At 68.4% G+C, this 17,584-nt stretch carries 12 protein-coding genes and 1 pseudogene; 6 read left to right on the top strand and 7 right to left on the bottom strand.

The features are described from left to right. Nucleotides 1-6 precede the first annotated feature (6 nt). The 5 genes from rhaM (at nt 7) to SPI01S_RS17905 (ending at nt 6,669) form a co-directional block, all read left to right on the top strand. A complete protein-coding gene (rhaM, locus tag SPI01S_RS17925; RefSeq protein WP_066725844.1) occupies nt 7-321 on the top strand; it encodes an L-rhamnose mutarotase in 315 nt (104 codons plus the stop codon). Further along, nucleotides 318-3,302: a glycoside hydrolase family 35 protein gene (locus SPI01S_RS17920; protein ID WP_174539127.1), complete on the top strand. Its 2,985-nt coding sequence runs from the start codon at nt 318-320 to the stop codon at nt 3,300-3,302. Before rhaM ends, SPI01S_RS17920 begins: the two co-directional genes overlap by 4 nt. Beyond that, the gene (locus SPI01S_RS17915) at nt 3,299-4,243 is read left to right on the top strand and encodes an alpha/beta hydrolase (RefSeq protein WP_066725841.1); all 945 of its coding nucleotides are present in this window, start codon (nt 3,299-3,301) and stop codon (nt 4,241-4,243) included. The genes SPI01S_RS17920 and SPI01S_RS17915 overlap by 4 nt, the downstream gene beginning before the upstream one ends. A gap of 82 nt (nt 4,244-4,325) precedes the next feature. Further along, nucleotides 4,326-5,378: a beta-galactosidase BglB gene (gene bglB, locus SPI01S_RS17910; RefSeq protein WP_066725916.1), complete on the top strand. Its 1,053-nt coding sequence runs from the start codon at nt 4,326-4,328 to the stop codon at nt 5,376-5,378. A 46-nt stretch (nt 5,379-5,424) separates the two neighbouring features. Next, nucleotides 5,425-6,669, top strand: a complete 1,245-nt coding sequence (locus tag SPI01S_RS17905; protein ID WP_066725838.1) for an MFS transporter — start codon at nt 5,425-5,427, stop codon at nt 6,667-6,669. A 4-nt stretch (nt 6,670-6,673) separates the two neighbouring features. Here SPI01S_RS17905 and SPI01S_RS17900 read toward each other — a convergent pair whose 3' ends face one another. The 6 genes from SPI01S_RS17900 to SPI01S_RS17875 all read right to left on the bottom strand — a co-directional run bounded on the left by SPI01S_RS17900 (nt 6,674) and on the right by SPI01S_RS17875 (nt 14,469). Then, nucleotides 6,674-8,080, bottom strand: coding sequence for an efflux transporter outer membrane subunit (locus tag SPI01S_RS17900; RefSeq protein ID WP_066725835.1), 1,407 nt, complete (start codon nt 8,078-8,080; stop codon nt 6,674-6,676). 151 nt (nt 8,081-8,231) lie between these two features. After that, on the bottom strand, nt 8,232-11,408 hold the full coding sequence (locus SPI01S_RS17895) for an efflux RND transporter permease subunit (protein WP_066725831.1): 3,177 nt from the start codon (nt 11,406-11,408) through the stop codon (nt 8,232-8,234). A 118-nt stretch (nt 11,409-11,526) separates the two neighbouring features. Next, on the bottom strand, nt 11,527-12,777 hold the full coding sequence (locus SPI01S_RS17890; RefSeq protein ID WP_066725828.1) for an efflux RND transporter periplasmic adaptor subunit: 1,251 nt from the start codon (nt 12,775-12,777) through the stop codon (nt 11,527-11,529). After that, nucleotides 12,755-13,168 (bottom strand): hypothetical protein, encoded by a 414-nt coding sequence (locus SPI01S_RS17885; protein WP_066725825.1) that lies wholly within the window; start codon nt 13,166-13,168, stop codon nt 12,755-12,757. The genes SPI01S_RS17890 and SPI01S_RS17885 overlap by 23 nt, the downstream gene beginning before the upstream one ends. Before the next feature lie 377 nt (nt 13,169-13,545). Further along, on the bottom strand, nt 13,546-14,157 hold the full coding sequence (locus SPI01S_RS17880) for a TetR/AcrR family transcriptional regulator (RefSeq protein ID WP_066725822.1): 612 nt from the start codon (nt 14,155-14,157) through the stop codon (nt 13,546-13,548). A gap of 105 nt (nt 14,158-14,262) precedes the next feature. Next, entirely contained in the window at nt 14,263-14,469 is a 207-nt protein-coding gene (locus SPI01S_RS17875) for a hypothetical protein (protein WP_245653647.1), read from the bottom strand. A gap of 11 nt (nt 14,470-14,480) precedes the next feature. Between SPI01S_RS17875 and SPI01S_RS23395 the strand changes: the two genes are divergently transcribed. Next, on the top strand, nt 14,481-14,834 hold the full coding sequence (locus SPI01S_RS23395; RefSeq protein ID WP_373278326.1) for a PH domain-containing protein: 354 nt from the start codon (nt 14,481-14,483) through the stop codon (nt 14,832-14,834). Here the strand turns inward: SPI01S_RS23395 and SPI01S_RS17870 are convergent. Then, nucleotides 14,727-17,567: pseudogene (locus SPI01S_RS17870) on the bottom strand (TonB-dependent receptor plug domain-containing protein); the annotation flags it as partial. The gene SPI01S_RS23395 and the pseudogene SPI01S_RS17870 sit on opposite strands and share 108 nt — an antisense overlap. Nucleotides 17,568-17,584 lie beyond the last annotated feature (17 nt).

Below are 17,584 nucleotides of genomic sequence, written 5' to 3'. Positions count from 1 at the left end.
AGGGAAATGCGGGTTCATGCGTTTCGGATGCAACTCAAGCCCGGCATGGCCGAAGAATATAAGGCGCGACATGACGCGCTCTGGCCGGAGCTGGCCGCATTGCTGCACGATGCCGGGATCCGCGACTATTCGATCTTCCTCGACGAGGCGACCGGCGCGCTGTTCGCGGTGCTGAAGCTGACCGAAGAGGCAACCAACGAGCAGTTGCCCGCCCACCCGGTGATGCGCCGTTGGTGGGACCATATGGCCCCGCTGATGGAGGTCGCGCCCGACAACAAGCCGCTCGAATGGCCGCTGCGTCCGGTGTTCTACCTGCCATGATCCGCGCTGCGCTCCTCGCCTCGACGCTGCTGGTCGCGCTGCCTGCCGCCGCGCAGGAGGCGAAGCCGACCGCCAATCTCGCCGCGCCGGTGAAGACCTTCGGCCGCGTGTCGTTCGACGCGCGCTCGCTGATGATCGACGGCAAGCGCACCGTGATCTGGTCGAGCGAGATGCACGCCTTCCGCCTGCCCTCGCCCGATCTGTGGCGCGACGTGCTGCAGAAGATGAAGGCGAGCGGGTTCAACACCGTCGCCTTCTATTTCGACTGGGGCTTCCACAGCCCGAAGCGCGGGGTCTATGATTTCTCGGGCATCCGCGACCTCGACCGGCTGCTCACCATGGCCGAGGAGGAAGGCCTCTACGTCATCACCCGCGCCGGCCCCTATGTGAATGCGGAGCTGACGCGGGGCGGCTTCCCCGGCTGGCTGGTCAACCAGCGTGCCCGGGCCCGCACCGACGATCCCGACTATATGGCCGCGGCGGACGAGTGGCTGACCCAGGTCCATGCGATCATCGCCCGCCACCAGATCAACGGCGACGGCAAGGGCCACCAGGGCACGGTCATCCTGCACCAGATCGAGAACGAGCTGGCGCTGACCACCCCCGCGCAGCGCCGCTACATGGACCATCTCGCCGCCAAGGCGCGCGCCGACGGCATCACTGTGCCGCTGTTCCACAACGACCAGGGCCGCAACGGCTATTGGGTGCCGGCGGGCGCGGGCGTGGAAAAGACAGTCGAGGGACCGAACGACCTCTATGCGTTCGACGGCTATCCCGGCGGGACCTGCACGGTCGCGGGCAAGCCGACGCGCGGATCGGCGGCGCCGGACTGGGGCTTTTACGGCCCCGGCGGGGCGAAGGGCGGCGCCTCGGCCTCGCCCAACACGCCGGGCTTCCTTGCGGAATTCGGCGGCGGCTGGTTCGATTACTGGGGCTCGAACGGCGGATACGCGTGCAACGCGATCCAGCGGGGCAAGCGCTTCCAGCGGGTGTTCTACGGCACCAACCTGGCGAACGGCATCGGCATCCAGAGCTTCTACATGGGGTTCGGCGGCACCAGCTGGGGCTGGCTGCCCGCGCCGGTGGTGTTCACCAGCTACGACTATGGCTCGGCCATCGCCGAAACCCGCGCGCTGCGCCCCAAGGCCGAGGAGCTGAAGCAGCTCGCCGGGTTGATCCAGAGCCTGCCCGATCTCGCCGGCATGGTCCCGGCGGGGCCGGTGACGGTCTCCTCCGATCGCATCCAGGTCTACCACAACAAGCGTCCGGAGACGGATGCGCGCTTCCTGCTCGTCACCCACAAGCCGTCCAACGGCCAGACCGACGATCGCTTTACCGTCACCGCCGACCTGCCCGACGGGCGGTACAGCTGGAACATGGCGCTGAACGGCTTCGACGCGAAGTGGCTGGTGGCAGGCGTGACGCTGGGTGGCCAGCGGCTCGTTTATGCCAGCTCCGAACTCCAGGCGGCGCTGCGCCAGGACGGCCGCGACCTGCTGCTGCTTTACGGCCGCGCTGGCGAGCCGGGCGAAACGGTGCTGCGCTATGCCTCCGCCCCCAAGGTCGAGGTGCTGGAAGGCGCGGCGACCTCCAGCTTCGATGCCGCGCGCGGCGACCTGAAGCTCGCCTACACCCACAAGGGCCTCACCCGGCTGCGCATCACCGGCGGCGGGCGATCGCCGCTCACCCTGCTTGTGGCCGACGAGGCGGAGGGCGCGCGCTTCTGGCGGATGGGCGACACGCTGGTGCGCGGCCCCGCCTTGGTCCGCCGTGCAACGCCCGCGGGCAGCGCGCTGGCGCTCACCGGCGATACCGAGGAGCCAACGTCGCTCGAAGTCTGGGCACCGGCCGCCACCCGGAGCCTGCGCTGGAACGGCGTGCCGGTAGCGACGGCCCGCACCGCCTCGGGCAGCCTGGTGGCAACCAAGCCTCTCCCGGGCCCCGCGCCGATCACCCTGCCCGAACTCGCCTGGGTCTCCGCCCCCGGCACGCCCGAGGCCGCACCCGACTTCGACGACCGCGACTGGCAGGCGATCGACAACCGCGCCTATGCCAGCATCACCGCGCGGCCGGACGGCGTGCCCAACATGCTGATGGACGCCTATGGCTTCCACGACGGCGACGTCTGGTATCGCGGCCGCTTCGAGGGCAGCGCTGCCGCCGAGCGCATCCGCATCCATTACGGCGCGGGCGGCGCGGGGATGCTCCAGCTGTTCCTCGACGGCAAGCTGGTCGGCAGTGACGAGATCCCCGCCGGCCTGCCCCGCCCGATCACCACCGGCGTCGCCGAGTTCGCCCTGCCGGAAGCCGCGCGCTCGCCCGGCAGCCATGTGCTGTCGGTGATGGTTCGCAACAACGGCCATAACTGGGATCTCGACGCCGACGATTTCCACAAGGAGGCGCGGGGAATCGTCTTCGCCTCGGTAGAGCCCGCCGGCGGCCCGAGCTTCGCCGTGCCGGTCACCTGGAAGATACAGGGCCGCAAGGGCGGCGAGGACCTGCCCGATCCGGCGCGCGGCGCCGCCAACAATGGCGGCCAATATGGCGAGCGGATGGGCTGGCACCTCCCCGGCTTCGACGACCGCGGCTGGAAGACGGAGACGCCCGCGGCGCCCGGCACGATCTGGTACCGCAGCCGCTTCACGCTCGACGTGCCCAAGGGGCAGGACGCCACCATTGGTGTGGCGTTCGGCGACACGACCAGGCCGCGCTCCCCCGGCGCCCGCTACCGCGTGCTGATCTTCGTGAATGGCTGGAACATGGGGCAGTTCATCGCCCATGTCGGCCCGCAGCGCGTCTTCCCGGTGCCGGAGGGGATCCTCAATCATCGCGGGGTCAACAGCATTGCGCTGGCTGTCACCTCGGACGGCGCGCCCGGCAATGCGCTGGAGAAGGTGACGCTGGTGCCACTCCGCAACGTCCGCGGCGGCCTGCCCGTCGCGATGGTCGCAGCACCGCAGCGCCCGGAGGAACTGCAATGATCACCCGCCGCACCCTGCTCGCCGCCTCCGCCGCCGCAACGGCCGCCGCCGCACTGCCCGCCCGCGCCGCGCCGATCGAGCGGCTGCCGCTCTGGCCCGGCCGTCCTCCTGGGGGCGAGGGCGTCACCGTGCAGGACGCATGGGTGAAGCGCTCGCCCAATGGCGACGCCGACGACATCGCCTGGCCGCACGTCGCCACGCCGATGCTGAACGTCGTTCCGGCCGACCGCCCGAACGGGTCCGCGCTGCTGATGATCGCCGGCGGCGGCTATGCCCGCGTCGCACTCGGCCGCAACGGGTCGAGCATCGCCCGCCACTTCGCCGCGCAGGGTACCACGGTGTTCGAGCTGCTCTACCGCCTGCCGCACGACGGCTGGGCCGCCGGGCCCGATGCGCCGCTGCAGGATGCACAGCGCGCCATGCGGCTGATCCGCGCCGGTGCCGCGCGCTGGAAGATCGATCCGGCCCGGGTCGGCGCGATGGGCTTCTCCGCCGGCGGCCATCTCGCCGCCCGGCTCGGCAGCCGCGCCGGTCTCGCCACCTACGCACCCATCGACGCCGCGGACCGGCTCTCCGCCCGGCCGGTGGCGCTCGGCCTGTTCTTCCCGGTCATCACGATGCGCATGCCCGAGGCGCATGGAGGATCGCGCAAGGAACTGCTCGGCACCAGCCCGAGCGAGGAACAGGTCCACCGCTTCTCCGCCGAGCGCGACCTGCCGGCCGACATGCCGCCCACCCTCGTCGCGCATGCTGCGGACGACCCGGCGGTGCAGCCTGCCAACAGCCTGATCATGTTCGCCGCGTTGCAGGCGGCGAAGATCCCGTCCGAGCTGATGATCTTCGAAAAGGGCGGCCACGGCCTGCCCCTCGTCGAGCCCGACGGCACCCCCCATCCCTGGCCCGGCCTGTTCGCGCGGTTCGCGCGGCGCCACGGCCTTTGAACCCTTACCCACGGAGACACGAACCTTGGCCGCCTCGCACGACATCCCCCGCAACCTCGTCACGCAGAAGATCGACCTGCTGATGGACAATCTCGTCCACATCAAGGACGAGACCGGCGAGTTCCTGCTCCATCTCGAAGACGGTCGCATCATCGACACCAAGGGCTGGGCCGGCTGGGAATGGACCCACGGCGTCGGCCTGTTCGGCATGTGGCGCTATTTCGAGCAGACGAACGACCAGAAGGCGCTCGGCATCATCAAGGGCTGGTTCGCCGATCGCTTCGCCGAGGGCACGCCGACCAAGAACATCAACACCGTGGCGCCGTTCATCACGCTCGCCTGGCTGTACGAGCACGAACCCGATCCCAGCTACCTCCCCTATCTCGACACCTGGGCCGAATGGCTGATGGCGCCCGACGGGCTGCCCAAGACCGAGGAGGGCGGCTTCCAGCACATCGTCTATAATGACGAGAATCCCGGCGAGATGTGGGACGACACGCTGATGATGAGCGTGCTGCCGCTCGCCAAGATCGGCCTGCTGCTGAACCGCCCGCATTATGTGGAGGAGGCCAAGCGCCAGTTCCTCGTCCACATCAAATATCTCTTCGACAAGAAGACCGGCCTCTGGTTCCACGGCTGGGACTTCAACGGCCGGCACAATTTCGCCGAAGCCCTGTGGGCGCGCGGCAATTGCTGGGTGACGATCGCGATCCCCGAGATCATCGAGATCCTGGACCTCCAGCCGGGCGACGCCTTCCGCAGCTTCCTGATCGACACGCTGGCGGCCCAGGTGAAGACGCTGGCCGAGACCCAGGACGCAAGCGGCCTGTGGCACACGCTGGTGATGGACCCGACCAGCTATCTCGAGGCCTCGGCTACCGCGGGCTTCGCCTATGGCATCCTGAAGGCGGTGCGGAAGGGCTATCTGCCGCGGCACTATGAAGAAGTGGGCCTGAAGGCGGTGCGCGGCGTGCTCGACAACATCGACGACACGGGCGAGCTGCAGCAGGTCAGCTTCGGCACCGCGATGGGCGACACCCTGCAATTCTACAAGGACATCCGCCTCACCTCGATGCCCTATGGCCAGAGCCTGGCGATCTGCGCGCTCGGCGAGTTGCTGCGCACCTATATCTGATCTTGCCGGCGCCGCCGGGCCGATGTGCAGCGAAGGAAAAGATGCGATGGCGGCAGGCGAAGGCCGGGAATCGTGGCGCAATTCGATTCTCGCGGGGCTGGCCAACTATATCGACGCGGGCTCGATCGTGTCGGGATCGGTGGCGCTGGCGCTGTGGAAAACCCAGTTCGGCCTGTCGGACGGGTTCATCGGCCTGATCGGGGCGTTCAGCGCCAATGCGATCTCGGCCGGCGTCGGCGCGTTGCTCGGCGGCGTGCTGTGCGACCGGTTCGGCCGCAAGACGATCTACCAGTACGACATGCTGTTCTACGCGTTCGGCATGGCGTGGCTGGTCTTCGCCAGCGCGCCCTGGATGATCGTGCTGGGCTTCGTGCTGGTCGGCCTCGCGGTCGGGGCCGACATCCCGGCCTCCTGGTCGCTGATCGCGGAGCAGGCGCCCGACGCCCGACGCGGCGCGCATTCGGGCGTGGCGCAGCTCCTCTGGTATCTCGGGCCCGTCGCCGTGCTGGTCGCCGCCTATTTCCTGCGCCCGTTCGGCATTACCGGCATACGCTGGCTGTTCGCCCATCTCGCCGTCCTTGCGCTTGCGCTCACCTTCCTGCGTTCGCGGATGCGGGAATCGCGGCGCTGGGAAGACGTGCAGGCCGCCCGCCGCGCCGGCGGCGCGGGCCCGGGCTGGCGCCTGCTGTTGGCGCCGCGCCATCTCGGCGCCATCGCCTTCCTGGCCGGCATGTACGGGCTGTGGAACCTGTGGGCGGGCTATAACGGCTTCTTCACGCCCTATCTGATCGCGCAGAACCACCTGCCCGAATGGGCCGCGACGATATTGCCGGCCAGCTATTTCCTGATCGGCATGGTCTCGATCCTCGGCATCTTCATGACGCTGTCGGACCGGGTGAACCAGCGTCTGCTGTTCGGCATCTCGGCAGCCCTCCATGTCTTCGGCATGGCGCTGCTGGCGATCTTCGGCTTCCGGCTGGAGATCGTGATCCTCCACATCGTGATCATGGGCGTGGCGGGCGGGTTCGGGGCGCAGAGCTTCTTCCAGCTCTGGTCGGCGGAACTCTTCCCCACCGCGATCCGCGCGACCGCGCAAGGGCTCACCTTCGCGATCGTGCGGATCGGGCTTGGCATCTGGAGCCTGGCGGTGCCGAGCCTCGCCGCGCATGATTTCACCACGCTCGCCTGGATCCTCACCGGCTTCCTCGTCGCGTCGGGGGTGATCGGGCTGATCTGGGCCCCGCGCAACGAAGGCAAGTCACTCGAAGCGATCGAACGCGCGCGGGGCTGAGTGCTCAGGCGGTCGGCTGCCAGCCGCCGCCGAGCGCCCGGAACAGGTTGACCTGCGCCTCTGCGATGCCGGCATCGGCCGTCGCCAGCGCGGCCTGCGCATCGGCGAAGGTGCGCTCCGCATCGAGCAGGTCGAGCGAGTTGATGTCGCCTTCGGTCTGGCGGGCACGGGCGATGCGGACCACCGCCTCGGCTTCATTGAGCGCCGCCTGCAATGCCGTCCGCCGTTCGAGCGCGCGGCCATAGGCGGAGAGCGCGGTCTCGGTCTCCTGCAGCGCGGTCAGCACCGTGCCGTCAAAGGTGGCGAGCGCGGCGCGACTATCGGCTTCGGCCGCGGCGATACGCGCGCGCGCCGGGGCCGGATTGACGGTCCAGTTGATGAGGCCACCGACGAGCCAGCGCAAGGGATTGGCTCCGAAGATGTTGCCGAAGTCGTTGCCGGTGGATCCGCCCGAGGCCCCCAGTGAAATGCGCGGATACAGGTCCGCCGTCGCCACCCCGATCCGGGCGGTGGAGGCGGCGAGGCGCCGCTCGGCCGCACGCACGTCCGGACGACGGGCGAGGAGCGCCGCGCCGTCGCCGACCGGGATCGGCTGGTCGAGCCGCAGCGTGGTGTGGCGCTCGCGCGCCTCGGCGGGCAGCTCGGCGGGAGTCTTGCCGATCAGGATTGCGAGGCGGAACAGCGCCGCGTCGCGCTGGGCGGCAAGCGCGGGGACATCGGCCTGGCGCTGGTTGCGCAGGGCGGCGATGCGGGCGACATCGAGCCGGGTCGCCAGTCCCACGTTGCGGCGACGCTGGGTCAGGTCGATCGACTGGTCGAGCAGCGCGACGATGCGCTCGGCCACCGCCAGCCGCTCGGCCGAGGAGACCGCATCGGCATAGGCGCGCGCGGTGTCCGCAGCGACGATGACCCGCACCGCCTCGGCATCGGCTTCGGCGGCGGCGACGTCGCCGCGGGCGGCCTCGACGCCGCGGGAGATGCGGCCGAACAGGTCCACCTCATAGGAGACGCTGAGACCGGCATCGACCTGCCAATCCTCCTGCGCGGTGCCGATCGGACGCTGGCCCGCAGGCACGCGACCATAGTTGGCGCCCGCGCTTGCGGTACCCTGCGGCAGCCGGTTGGCAGTTGCGCCGCGCAACGTCGCGCGGGCGCGCTCGATGCGGGCGACCGCCACCCGGATGTCGGTGTTGGCGGCGAGCGCTTGCGTCACCAGCCGGTCGAGCACCGGATCGTTGTAGAGCCGCCACCAGCCCGCCTGCACCGGCGCGGTCGATAGCGCGGGGCTGGTCGAGAGAAACGCGCCCGCGGCGCTCTGCGGGCGGGCGGGCGCCGTATAGTTCGGGCCGGCGGCGCAGGCGGAAAGCGCCAGCGCCGAAACCGCGGCCATCATGGAAGCCATGCGTTGCATGCGAAATCTCCTGGGCAGGCTCGCGACGAGCCGGCCGGTTGGTTCAATTGAACCGGTTCGTTCAGAAGGCCCGCCGCTTCCCTCTCCCGTCATCCCGGCGGAAGCCGGGATGACGGTTGGAGGAAGGGGAGCGGCGGGTCTTCACCTATCGTTACTCGGCCGGCTGGAGCTGGTGGTGATCGCCACCCTGCCCGCGCCGCCGGGCGAGCCGCACGCCCAGCGCGCGGCACACCACGTAGAAGGTCGGCGTGAACAGCAGGCCGAAGCCGGTGACGCCCATCATCCCGAAGAACACGGCCGTCCCCAGCGCCTGGCGGAGTTCGGACCCCGCCCCGCTCGCGATCAGCAGCGGCACCGCGCCGAGGATGAAGGCGAAGCTGGTCATCAGGATCGGCCGCAACCGGTCCTGCGCCGCCCGCACCGCGGCCTCGACCGGCGACAGGCCGTCGCGCACTTCCGCCTGGTGGGCGAACTCGACCACGAGGATCGCGTTCTTGGCGGCGAGCGCGATCAGCACGACCAGCCCGATCTGGGTCAGCACATTGTTGTCCATGCCGCGCAGGTTCACCCCCGCCATGGCCGCCAGCAGACACATCGGCACGATCAGGATGATCGCCAGCGGCAGCGTCAGGCTCTCATATTGCGCCGCCAGCACCAGGAAGACGAACAGCACCGCCAGCGCGAACACCAGGCCCGCCGTGCTGCCGGCCATCTTCTGCTGATAGGCGATGCCGGTCCATTCGGCGGCATAGCCCGCAGGCAGTTCGGCGGCGATCTTCTCCATCGCGTCGAGCGAGGCGCCCGAGCTGTAGCCGGGGGCGGTATCGCCATCGACTTCCACCGCCGGGAACAGATTGTAGCGCGTCACGCGGTACGGCCCGGTCTTGTTCTCGAAGGTCGCGACCGATCCGATCGGCACCATGCCGCCGGCGTCCGAGCGCGTCTTGAGGTTGGCGATGTCGGCTTCGGTCGCCCGGAACGGCGCGTCGGCCTGCGCGGTCACCCGGTAGGTGCGGCCGAGCATGTTGAAGTCGTTGACGAAGGCCGAACCCAGATAGACGTTGAGCGCTTCGAACACCCGCTCCGGCGGCACGCCCAGCATCTCGGCCTTGCGACGGTCGATATCGGCGAAGACGCGCGGCGTGGCGGTGTTGAAGAAGGTGTAGATCTGCTGGAGCCCCGGCGTCTTGTTCGCCTGGCCGATCAGGCCGAAGGCAGTGCCGCCCAGCGCCTGATAGCCATGCTCGCTCCGGTCCTCGACCATCAGGCGGTAGCCGCCGGCCGAACCGATGCCCTGGATGAGCGGCGGCGGGACGACGAGCAGCATCGCCTCGTTGATGTCGGCGGTGCGCTTGCGCGCCTCGGCCATGATGCCGGCGATGTTGACGCCCAGCTTCTTGCGCTCCTCGAAGCTCTGCAGCGGCACATAGGCTGCGGCGCTGTTCGGGGCGAGCGTCTGCGACGGGCCGTCGAAGCCTGCCAGCATCACCGACCCCTTCACGCCCGGGATCGGCAGGATGCGCGCGACGACCTTGCGCATCACTTCATCGGTGCGCTCGAGCGACGAGCCCGGCGGCAGCTGGATCACGGTGAGGAAGTATCCCTGGTCCTGCGCCGGGATGAAGCCGACCGGGGTGACCCAGAAGGTCGCGACGGTCGCGGCGATCAGGCCCGCATAGACCACCATCATCCGCTTCGGCCGGGTGACCAGCTTGTGGGTGAGGCGGGCATAGCCGTTGCTCATCCGCTCGAAGCCGCGGTTGAAGCCGTCGGCGGCGCGGCCGAAGAGGCGGCCGATGCCGCGGCGGTCGCCATGCGCCTCATGCTTGAGCAGCACCGCGGCGAGCGCCGGCGACAGCGTCAGCGAGACGAGCAGCGAGATGGCGGTGGCGACCGAGATCGTCACGGCGAACTGCTTGTAGAAGGCGCCCGACAGGCCGTTGAGGAACAAGGTCGGCAGGAACACCGCGAACAGCACCAGCACGATCGCGACCAGCGCGCCCGACACTTCGTCCATCGAGGTGCGCGCCGCCTCCAGCGGCGTCATGCCGCGCGCGAGGTTGCGCTCGACATTCTCGACCACGACGATCGCGTCGTCGACGACGATGCCGATCGCGAGCACCAGCCCGAACAGCGACAGGTTGTTGAGCGAATATCCCATCGGCAGCAGCACCGCCATCGTGCCGATCAGCGACACGGGGATCGCCACCACCGGGATGATCGCCGCGCGCCACTTCTGGAGGAACACGATCACGACGAGGACGACGAGGATCACCGCCTCGCCCAGCGTATGGTACACCGCGTCGATCGACTGGGCGATGAACTCGGTAGGGTTGTAGATCACGCGATATTCGAGGCCCTTGGGGAAGGTCTTCGAAATCGTGTCCATCTCCGCCTTGATCCGCTCCGCGGCGGCGAGCGCGTTGGAGCCCGGGCGCTGGAAGGCGGCCAGGATCACGGTCGGCTTGTTCGAGAGATAGGTGTTCGAGGAATAGTCGGCGGCGCCGAGCTCGACCCGTGCGACGTCGCTCACGCGCACCTGGCGGCCTTCGGTATCCGTACGGATCACGACGCGGCCGAATTCGGCCGGGGTCTTCAGGCGGCCCTGCGTCTCGACATTGAGCTGGAAGGCATTGCCGCTGGGGCTGGAGCCCGGCTGGCCGAGCGACCCCGCCGCCACCTGGATGTTCTGCCCGCGCAGTGCCTGGACGATGTCGCCGGCGGTGAGGTTCAGCGCGGCGGCACGGCCGGGATCGATCCACACCCGCATCGCATAGTCGCGCGCGCCGAACATCCGCACGTCGCCCACGCCTTCGAGCCGCGCGAGGCGGTCCTTCACCTGGGTCAGCGCATAGTTGGAGATGTAGCTGCGATCGATCGAGTTGTCCGGCGAGATCAGGTTGACGACCATCAGGAAGTCGGGGCTGGTCTTGCGCGTCACGACGCCGAGGCGCTGCACTTCCTCGGGCAGGCGCGGGATCGCGACTGCGACGCGGTTCTGCACCAGCACCTGCGCGGCATCGAGGTTGGTGCCGGACTTGAAGGTCACCGTGATCGTCACCGCGCCGTCGCCGGTCGATTGCGACGACTGGTAGAGCATGTCGTCGACGCCGTTGATTTCCTGCTCGATCGGCGCGGCGACGGTTTCCGCCACGGTTTCGGCCGAGGCGCCGGGATAGCTGGCCGTCACGGTGACGGTCGGCGGCACGATGTCGGGATATTGCGAGATGGGCAGCGCGAAATAGGCGATGCCGCCCATGATCGTGATGAGGATCGCGATCACCGCCGCGAAGATCGGGCGGGTGATGAAGAAGCGTGAGAGGCGCATGGCCTTCTCCTTTTGCGAGCGGACGCGCGCGCTCGCGCCCGCGTGGGATCACGCGGACGGGGCACACGGGAAACTGCCTGCCGCCGGGTTGGTGGGGTGGGCCCCGGCGGCAGTTCGGTCAGTGGGCGAAGGTGGCCTGGCCCGTGACCGGAGCGGAAACGATCGGCGCGTCGGAGGCGGCGGCAGGGGCAATGGTGCCGGCGCGGGGCTGCACCTTGCCGCCGGGCTGCGCGAACTGCGTGCCGGCGATCACCACCTTGTCCTGCGGCGCCAGCCCGGAGCGGACGATGCGGAGACCGTCGACGACCGGGCCGAGCACCACGGGCTTGGGTACCACGGTGCCGTCGGCGTTGACGGTGAACACCAGCTTGCGCGCCTGGTCGGTCTGGATCGCGGCATCGGGCACCAGCAGCGCCTGCGCCTTGCCGCCGGCGGCGAGGCGCATGTTGCCGAACATGCCCGGCGTGAGGAACATGTCCTTGTTGGACAGCACCGCGCGGCCGCGGATCGTGCCCGACTTGGGGTCAAGCCCGTTGTCGGTGAAGTCGATCTGGCCCTTCCAGCGATAGTCGCCCTCGTCCTGCAGCCGGATCTCCACGGGACTTGCCGCCGACCCCGCCGCGCGCTTGGCCTTGAGGAACAAGGCCTCCGAGCCGTCGAAGGTGAAATAGATCGGATCGAGCGCGTTGATCGTGGTGAGCAACGTGCCCCCCTGCCCTTCGCCGGCGGCGACCAGGTTGCCCGGATCGACGCGGCGATCGGAGATGCGGCCGGAGATCGGCGCGCGCACCTGGGTGAACTCCACGTCGAGCGCACGGGCACGGACACGTGCTTCCGCCGCCGCAACCGCCGCCGTCGATGCGCGGACGCGGGCCTGGAGGCGCTCGACGTCGCTCTTCGACACCGCTTCGACGCTGACCAGCCGCTGCGCGCGATCGAGGTCGGAGCGGGCCAGCGCCAGATCGCTCTGGGCGCTCGCCACACCCGCTCTGGCTTCGGCGAGCGCGGCGGCGAACGGACGCGGATCGATGGTGAAGAGGAGCTGGCCCTGCTTCACGACCATGCCGTCCTTGAAGTGGATCGCGGTGACCGCGCCCGACACGCGCGGCCGCACCTCGACGGAGCGGCTCGCCTCGAAGCGGCCGACATATTCGTCCCACTCGTTGACTTCGCGCGAAAGCGGCGTGGCGACGGTGACAACGGGTGCGGCCGGCGCGGCCACGGCAGGCGCGTTGCGCCCGCTCAGGCCGAAGCCGGCGGCAACCACGCCTACCGGTACGACGACCAGGGCGGCTTTCTGCCAGGTGCGCAAGCGCTTGGGGGTACGAAGGACCCCCGTTTCGCCCTCAATGGGCGTATGCATGTTCATGACGATTCCCCTGATTCAGCGCCGCGCGGCCGCGGCTGATGCTGGTGAGCAGCGTCTCGAGCTGGCCGGGCGTATAGCCGGCCTCGAAGAAGCGCTGGATTTCGGACTGGGCGACGCGGAACCCGCGATGCCAGGAAAGGACGGCCATGCGGCGCAGCGCCTCGAGCTTGGGATCGGCCAGTCGCGGATTGCCGCGCTCGCCGCCGAAGATCACGCCCAGCGCGATCGAGAGGCGGCTGGGGGCATCCAGCGAGGACAGCCGATCGCGCTGGGCGATCGCGACCACCTGCCATTCGAGCGCGCTCAGCTTGGTCTCCTCGCGCGGGGTGGCGAGAAAAGCGGGAAGTGCCGCGGCGTTGCCGGCCATTTCGGCGAGATCGAGATATGCCATGATGCTTCTCCCTGTCGTTCCACCGGCGGCGAGCAAGGCTCCGCCCTTCCCGCGAAACGCCTTCGCTCGCGGATGCCGGCATGATGTTCCGTGGATGTGCGGAACCGTCCGTGACGATGCCCTCGCCCGGCTCGGCCTCTCCCGAAGGAGACCCGCGTCGTTACGTTCCTATGAAAGGTTCGAGCCTAAGGCTCACCCCGTTTCTTGCGTGCAAGCTTGCGCATGACCGCGTCTCCGTCGCGGACCCTTGGCCTTTTCGGCGGCGGGTCACTTTCTATACCAGTCGGTATATAAGTCGCGTTGCGGTGCGTCAACAGCCTTTTCATACCGGCCGGTATTTTTATTCGCAAGGGCGTTTTGCGTGCGCCCGAAACGATTTAGCGGGCCGGCCACATGGAAAGGCTGGTCTGGACGAGCCGCTCGAGATCGGCACAGGTCGCGCCCGCGCCGCCTTGCAGCGCAATGCCCTGGAGCAGTGCGATGAGATAGCCGGTCAGACCTTCCGGATCGACATGGTCGGGAAGATCACCCTCGGCCTTGGCGCGCTCGAACCGGGCGACGATCGCGCGCTTGGCGGATTCGCCGCGCTTCAGCACTTCCTCGCGGATCGACTCGGCTTCGGCGCCACAGGCGACCGAGTTGATCACGCCCATGCAGCCCTTGGGATCGCTGCTGTCGCGCTGTCGCTCCAGCGCACCGCGCAGCAGCGCTTCGGCCACGCCGCGCGCCGTCGGCGCGTCGAGCGCCCGGCCGATATAGCAGAGCTTCTCGCGCTCGTAGAGCTCCAGCGCCTTGCAGAACAAGGATTCCTTGTTGCCGAACGCCGCGTAGAGGCTTGGGCGGGTAACCCCCATCGCCTCGGTCAGATCGGTCAGCGATGCGCCTTCATAGCCCTTGGTCCAGAAGATGCGGAGCGCCGCGGCCAATGCCTCTTCGACATCGAACTCACGAGGGCGACCCTTGGCAACAGTGCAGGCAGCGGTTTTCATAACGACCGGTATATAACCCTGCTGGCGAACGATTGCCAGTGTGCGAATTACTGCAGGACGCAATGGGTACGCCGACGACACGCCGGCGCACCCATTGCCAGACGGTTACGGGCGAACGCCGCGCAGGCCGTTCAGCACCGCCAGCGCGGCGATGCCGACAAAGGCAGCACTGGTCCAGGGCCGCGCCTTGGCGAAGCTCTTGGCCTTTTCGGTGATCGGACCGTCACCGGAGAAATGGGCGCGAATATCGTCGGTAAGGGCGGTCTTGCCGTTCGACACGGTCTTGGTGGCTTCGGTGATGGCTTCGGTCATGCTCGTCTCCGTTGGTCGGGGCGCAGCAGCGCGCACCCGCCCTCAACGCCCGCGGCCTTTCGGGTTTCCCCAGGAAAACAAAGGTCCCGGCCTTGCGGCCGGGACCAGGGGTCGTCGGGGGGACGAGCGGGTCAGAAGTTGAGGCGGACGCCGATGCGATAGGTACGGCCGATCGTGTCGTAGAGCGCCGGATTCACGTCGAGGCCGGTATTGGTCTGCGGCGACGGCGCAGGGTCCACGTTGAACAGGTTGTCGACCTTGAAATAGCCCTCCAGCCCGCGCGTCACCTTGTAGGAGCCGCCGACGTCCACATAGAAAGCGCCAGGCATGAAGTTGCGGTCGATCGTGGGGTGATTGGTCGTTGAGGCCGGGCAACCGGACTGGCAGACAACATATTGGTTGCCGAACACGCCGTCGGAGAACCAGCGCTCCTGCACCAGCAGGCTGAACTTGTCGGTATCGTAGGTCTGGATCGCCAGCCACTTCCAGTCCGGCGTGGCGCCGGTGTTGGCGCCGGCATTGTCCACCGGATCGACGCCGACAATGCCGGCGCGGACCAGGAATTCGTTCACATGCGTGCCAAGCGCGCGCACCGTGAAATTACCCGGCAGGCCCAGCGGGCGCTGCCAGCGATAGCTCGCCTCGATGTCGAAGCCGCTGGTCTTCCAGCTTGCCAGATTGAACGGCTGGACATTGATGAAATTGCCGCCCTGCACCGGGCTGTTGAGCACGAAACCGCCGCAGAAGGCCTGGTTGCCTTCGAAGCAGAAGCGGACGATCTGGTCGGCCGACAATGTCGAGACGACGCCCTTCAGCTTGATCGTGTAATAGTCGAACGAAAGGCTGAGGCCCGGCAGCCAGTGCGGGTTGGCGAGGGTGATGCCGACTTCGGTGTTGCGGGCGATCTCGGGCTTCAGCGCGGGGTTGCCCACCGTGTTCTGGAACGCCTGGACCGCGCCGCCGGGCGGGAAGGGATTGGCGAAGTTCGGCAGCGTGGTCACCGTCGGCGCGGCGAACAGTTCGGACAGGTTCGGCGCGCGCACGTCGCGCGAGGTGACCGCGCGCAGGCGGATGCCGTCGATCGGCGTTGCCCAGGTACCGCCCACCTTCCAGGCCCAGACCGAGCCCGACGTGCTGTAGTGGGTGTAGCGCGCGGCGGCATTCAGGTTCGCGCGGCCCAGGCTCTCGCTGTCGAGCAGCGGCAGGTTCGTTTCCGCGGAGAACTCGTAGACATTGTACTTGCCGCTGCCGTTCTTGTAGTTGCCCGCGGCCCAGTTGCTGCCGAGCGTCTGGTTGAGCAGCGGATCGACCGGGTAGGCGGCGCTGTTCGGGCTGGTGGCACCCGCGCCGTACGGATCGGCGTTCACCCGGTAGAATTCCCGGCGATATTCGCCGCCGATCGCCAGGCTGAGTGGCCCGGCCCACAGGTCGACCAGGTTGCCCGAGATATTGGCGCTCACCACGTCCTGGGTCAGCTTGGTATGCTGGAACGGGCCGTTCGCCGGCGTGACATAGGCAAGCGCCGAAGCCGAAGGCGCGAAGCCGCCAAAGACGTTGATCGGCTGGCACCCCGCCGCGCGCGCTACCGGATCGGCGCAGACGATCGCGCCGTTCAGCGCGATCGCGTTGGTCGCCGCGACATAGCGGTTCTGCAGCACGATATCATGGACGTTGATGTCCGCGATGGTCACGCCATGTTCGTAATAGGCGTCGTAGTTCCACTCGCCGCCGGCGGCGGTGAATCGGCCCTTGGCGCCGAGCACGCCGCGATACTGGCGGCGATCGGTATAGACCTGCGGATCGGGGAAGGCCCCGTTGCTGGTGCCGAAGTTGAACGAGGTGATCCCCGACGTCGCGCACCGATCGCGCACCAGCTGCGGCAGATAGGGATTGGCGCACTGCACGGTCAGGTTGGGGCGGTTATAGCCCGGGCTCGGCTGGTTGTTGGTCTTGACCTGGCCGATGTTGAGCGTGCCGTAGAACTCGTTGTTCGGCGCGAAGTCATAGCCGATCCGGGTATAGCCGACGACACGTTGCAGCTTCGATACGAGCGACGCACCCGAGCCCGGCGCACCGCTGAGGTCACCGCCGACGCAGAAGCCGTTGCCCGGATAGCAGTTGCTCACCCGCCCGTTGCCGAGCGGCTGGCCGTTCGAGCCGTACTGGAAGTTGTACGGGTTGCCGCTCGCGTCGAAGGCGATGCCCTGGAGCGGGCCGTTGTTGATCAGGCCGTAGCGCGCATATTGATAGGGCTGGGCATAGTCGCTGTAGACGAACTGGGGGGCCCCGCCGCTCGTCACGTTGGTGTTGAGCAGCGTCGTCGCCTTGTACCAGTTGCGGCTGCGCGCGAGGTCGGTGCCGAAATCGCCCGGGCCGACGCCGCCGTCATGCGCATATTCGCCGCTGACGATCAGGTGCAGCTTGTCATCCAGCAGCGATTTGCCCCAGGCGCCCTGCGCCAGGATCTGCTTGTTGTCGCCATAGGTGGTGATGCCGCCCTGCACATTGGCCTTGAAGCCGGTGAAGCGGGTGTCGGTGATGAAGTTCACCACGCCGCCGACGGCGTCCGAGCCATAGGTGGCCGAGGCGCCGCCATTGACCACGTCGACGCGCTTGACCAGCAGCTGCGGAAACAGGCTGATGTCGGGCACGCCGCTGACATTGGCGGCGGCGACGCGCTGACCGTCGAGCAGCGTCAGCGTGCGGATCGGCTGGAGGCCGCGCAGCGAGAAGGAGCTGAGGCCCTGCGTGCCGCTCGAGGTGCTGAACGTGCCGGTCGAGGAGCCGGTCGAGCCCTGCAGCGACGGCAGCTGGGCGATGGTGTTGAACAGGTTCGGCTGCGCGTTGGCGGCGATCTGCTCCTCGCCGATCACGGTGGTGGGCGTCGGCGCGGTGAAGCCGCTGGCGACGATGCGCGAGCCGGTGACGATGATCTGGTCGCTCTGCTCCGCCTGCGCGGCCGCATCGGCCTGCGGGACGGCGGTCGGCACCGAGCCGGTGGTCGTCTGGGCCTGCGCCGCACCGGCCGCGCCGACAACCGCCAGCGCGATCAGGCTCGCCCCGCAAAGGCGCAGCTGCGATGTGAGAATGGCTTTCATGCGACGAACCCCTCCAA

This window comes from Sphingomonas pituitosa NBRC 102491 (assembly GCF_001598435.1).
GTDB classification, from domain to species: Bacteria; Pseudomonadota; Alphaproteobacteria; order Sphingomonadales; family Sphingomonadaceae; genus Sphingomonas; species Sphingomonas pituitosa.
The sequence above is the reverse complement of the archived record's forward strand: the minus strand, read 5'-3'. Positions and strand labels throughout refer to the sequence as shown.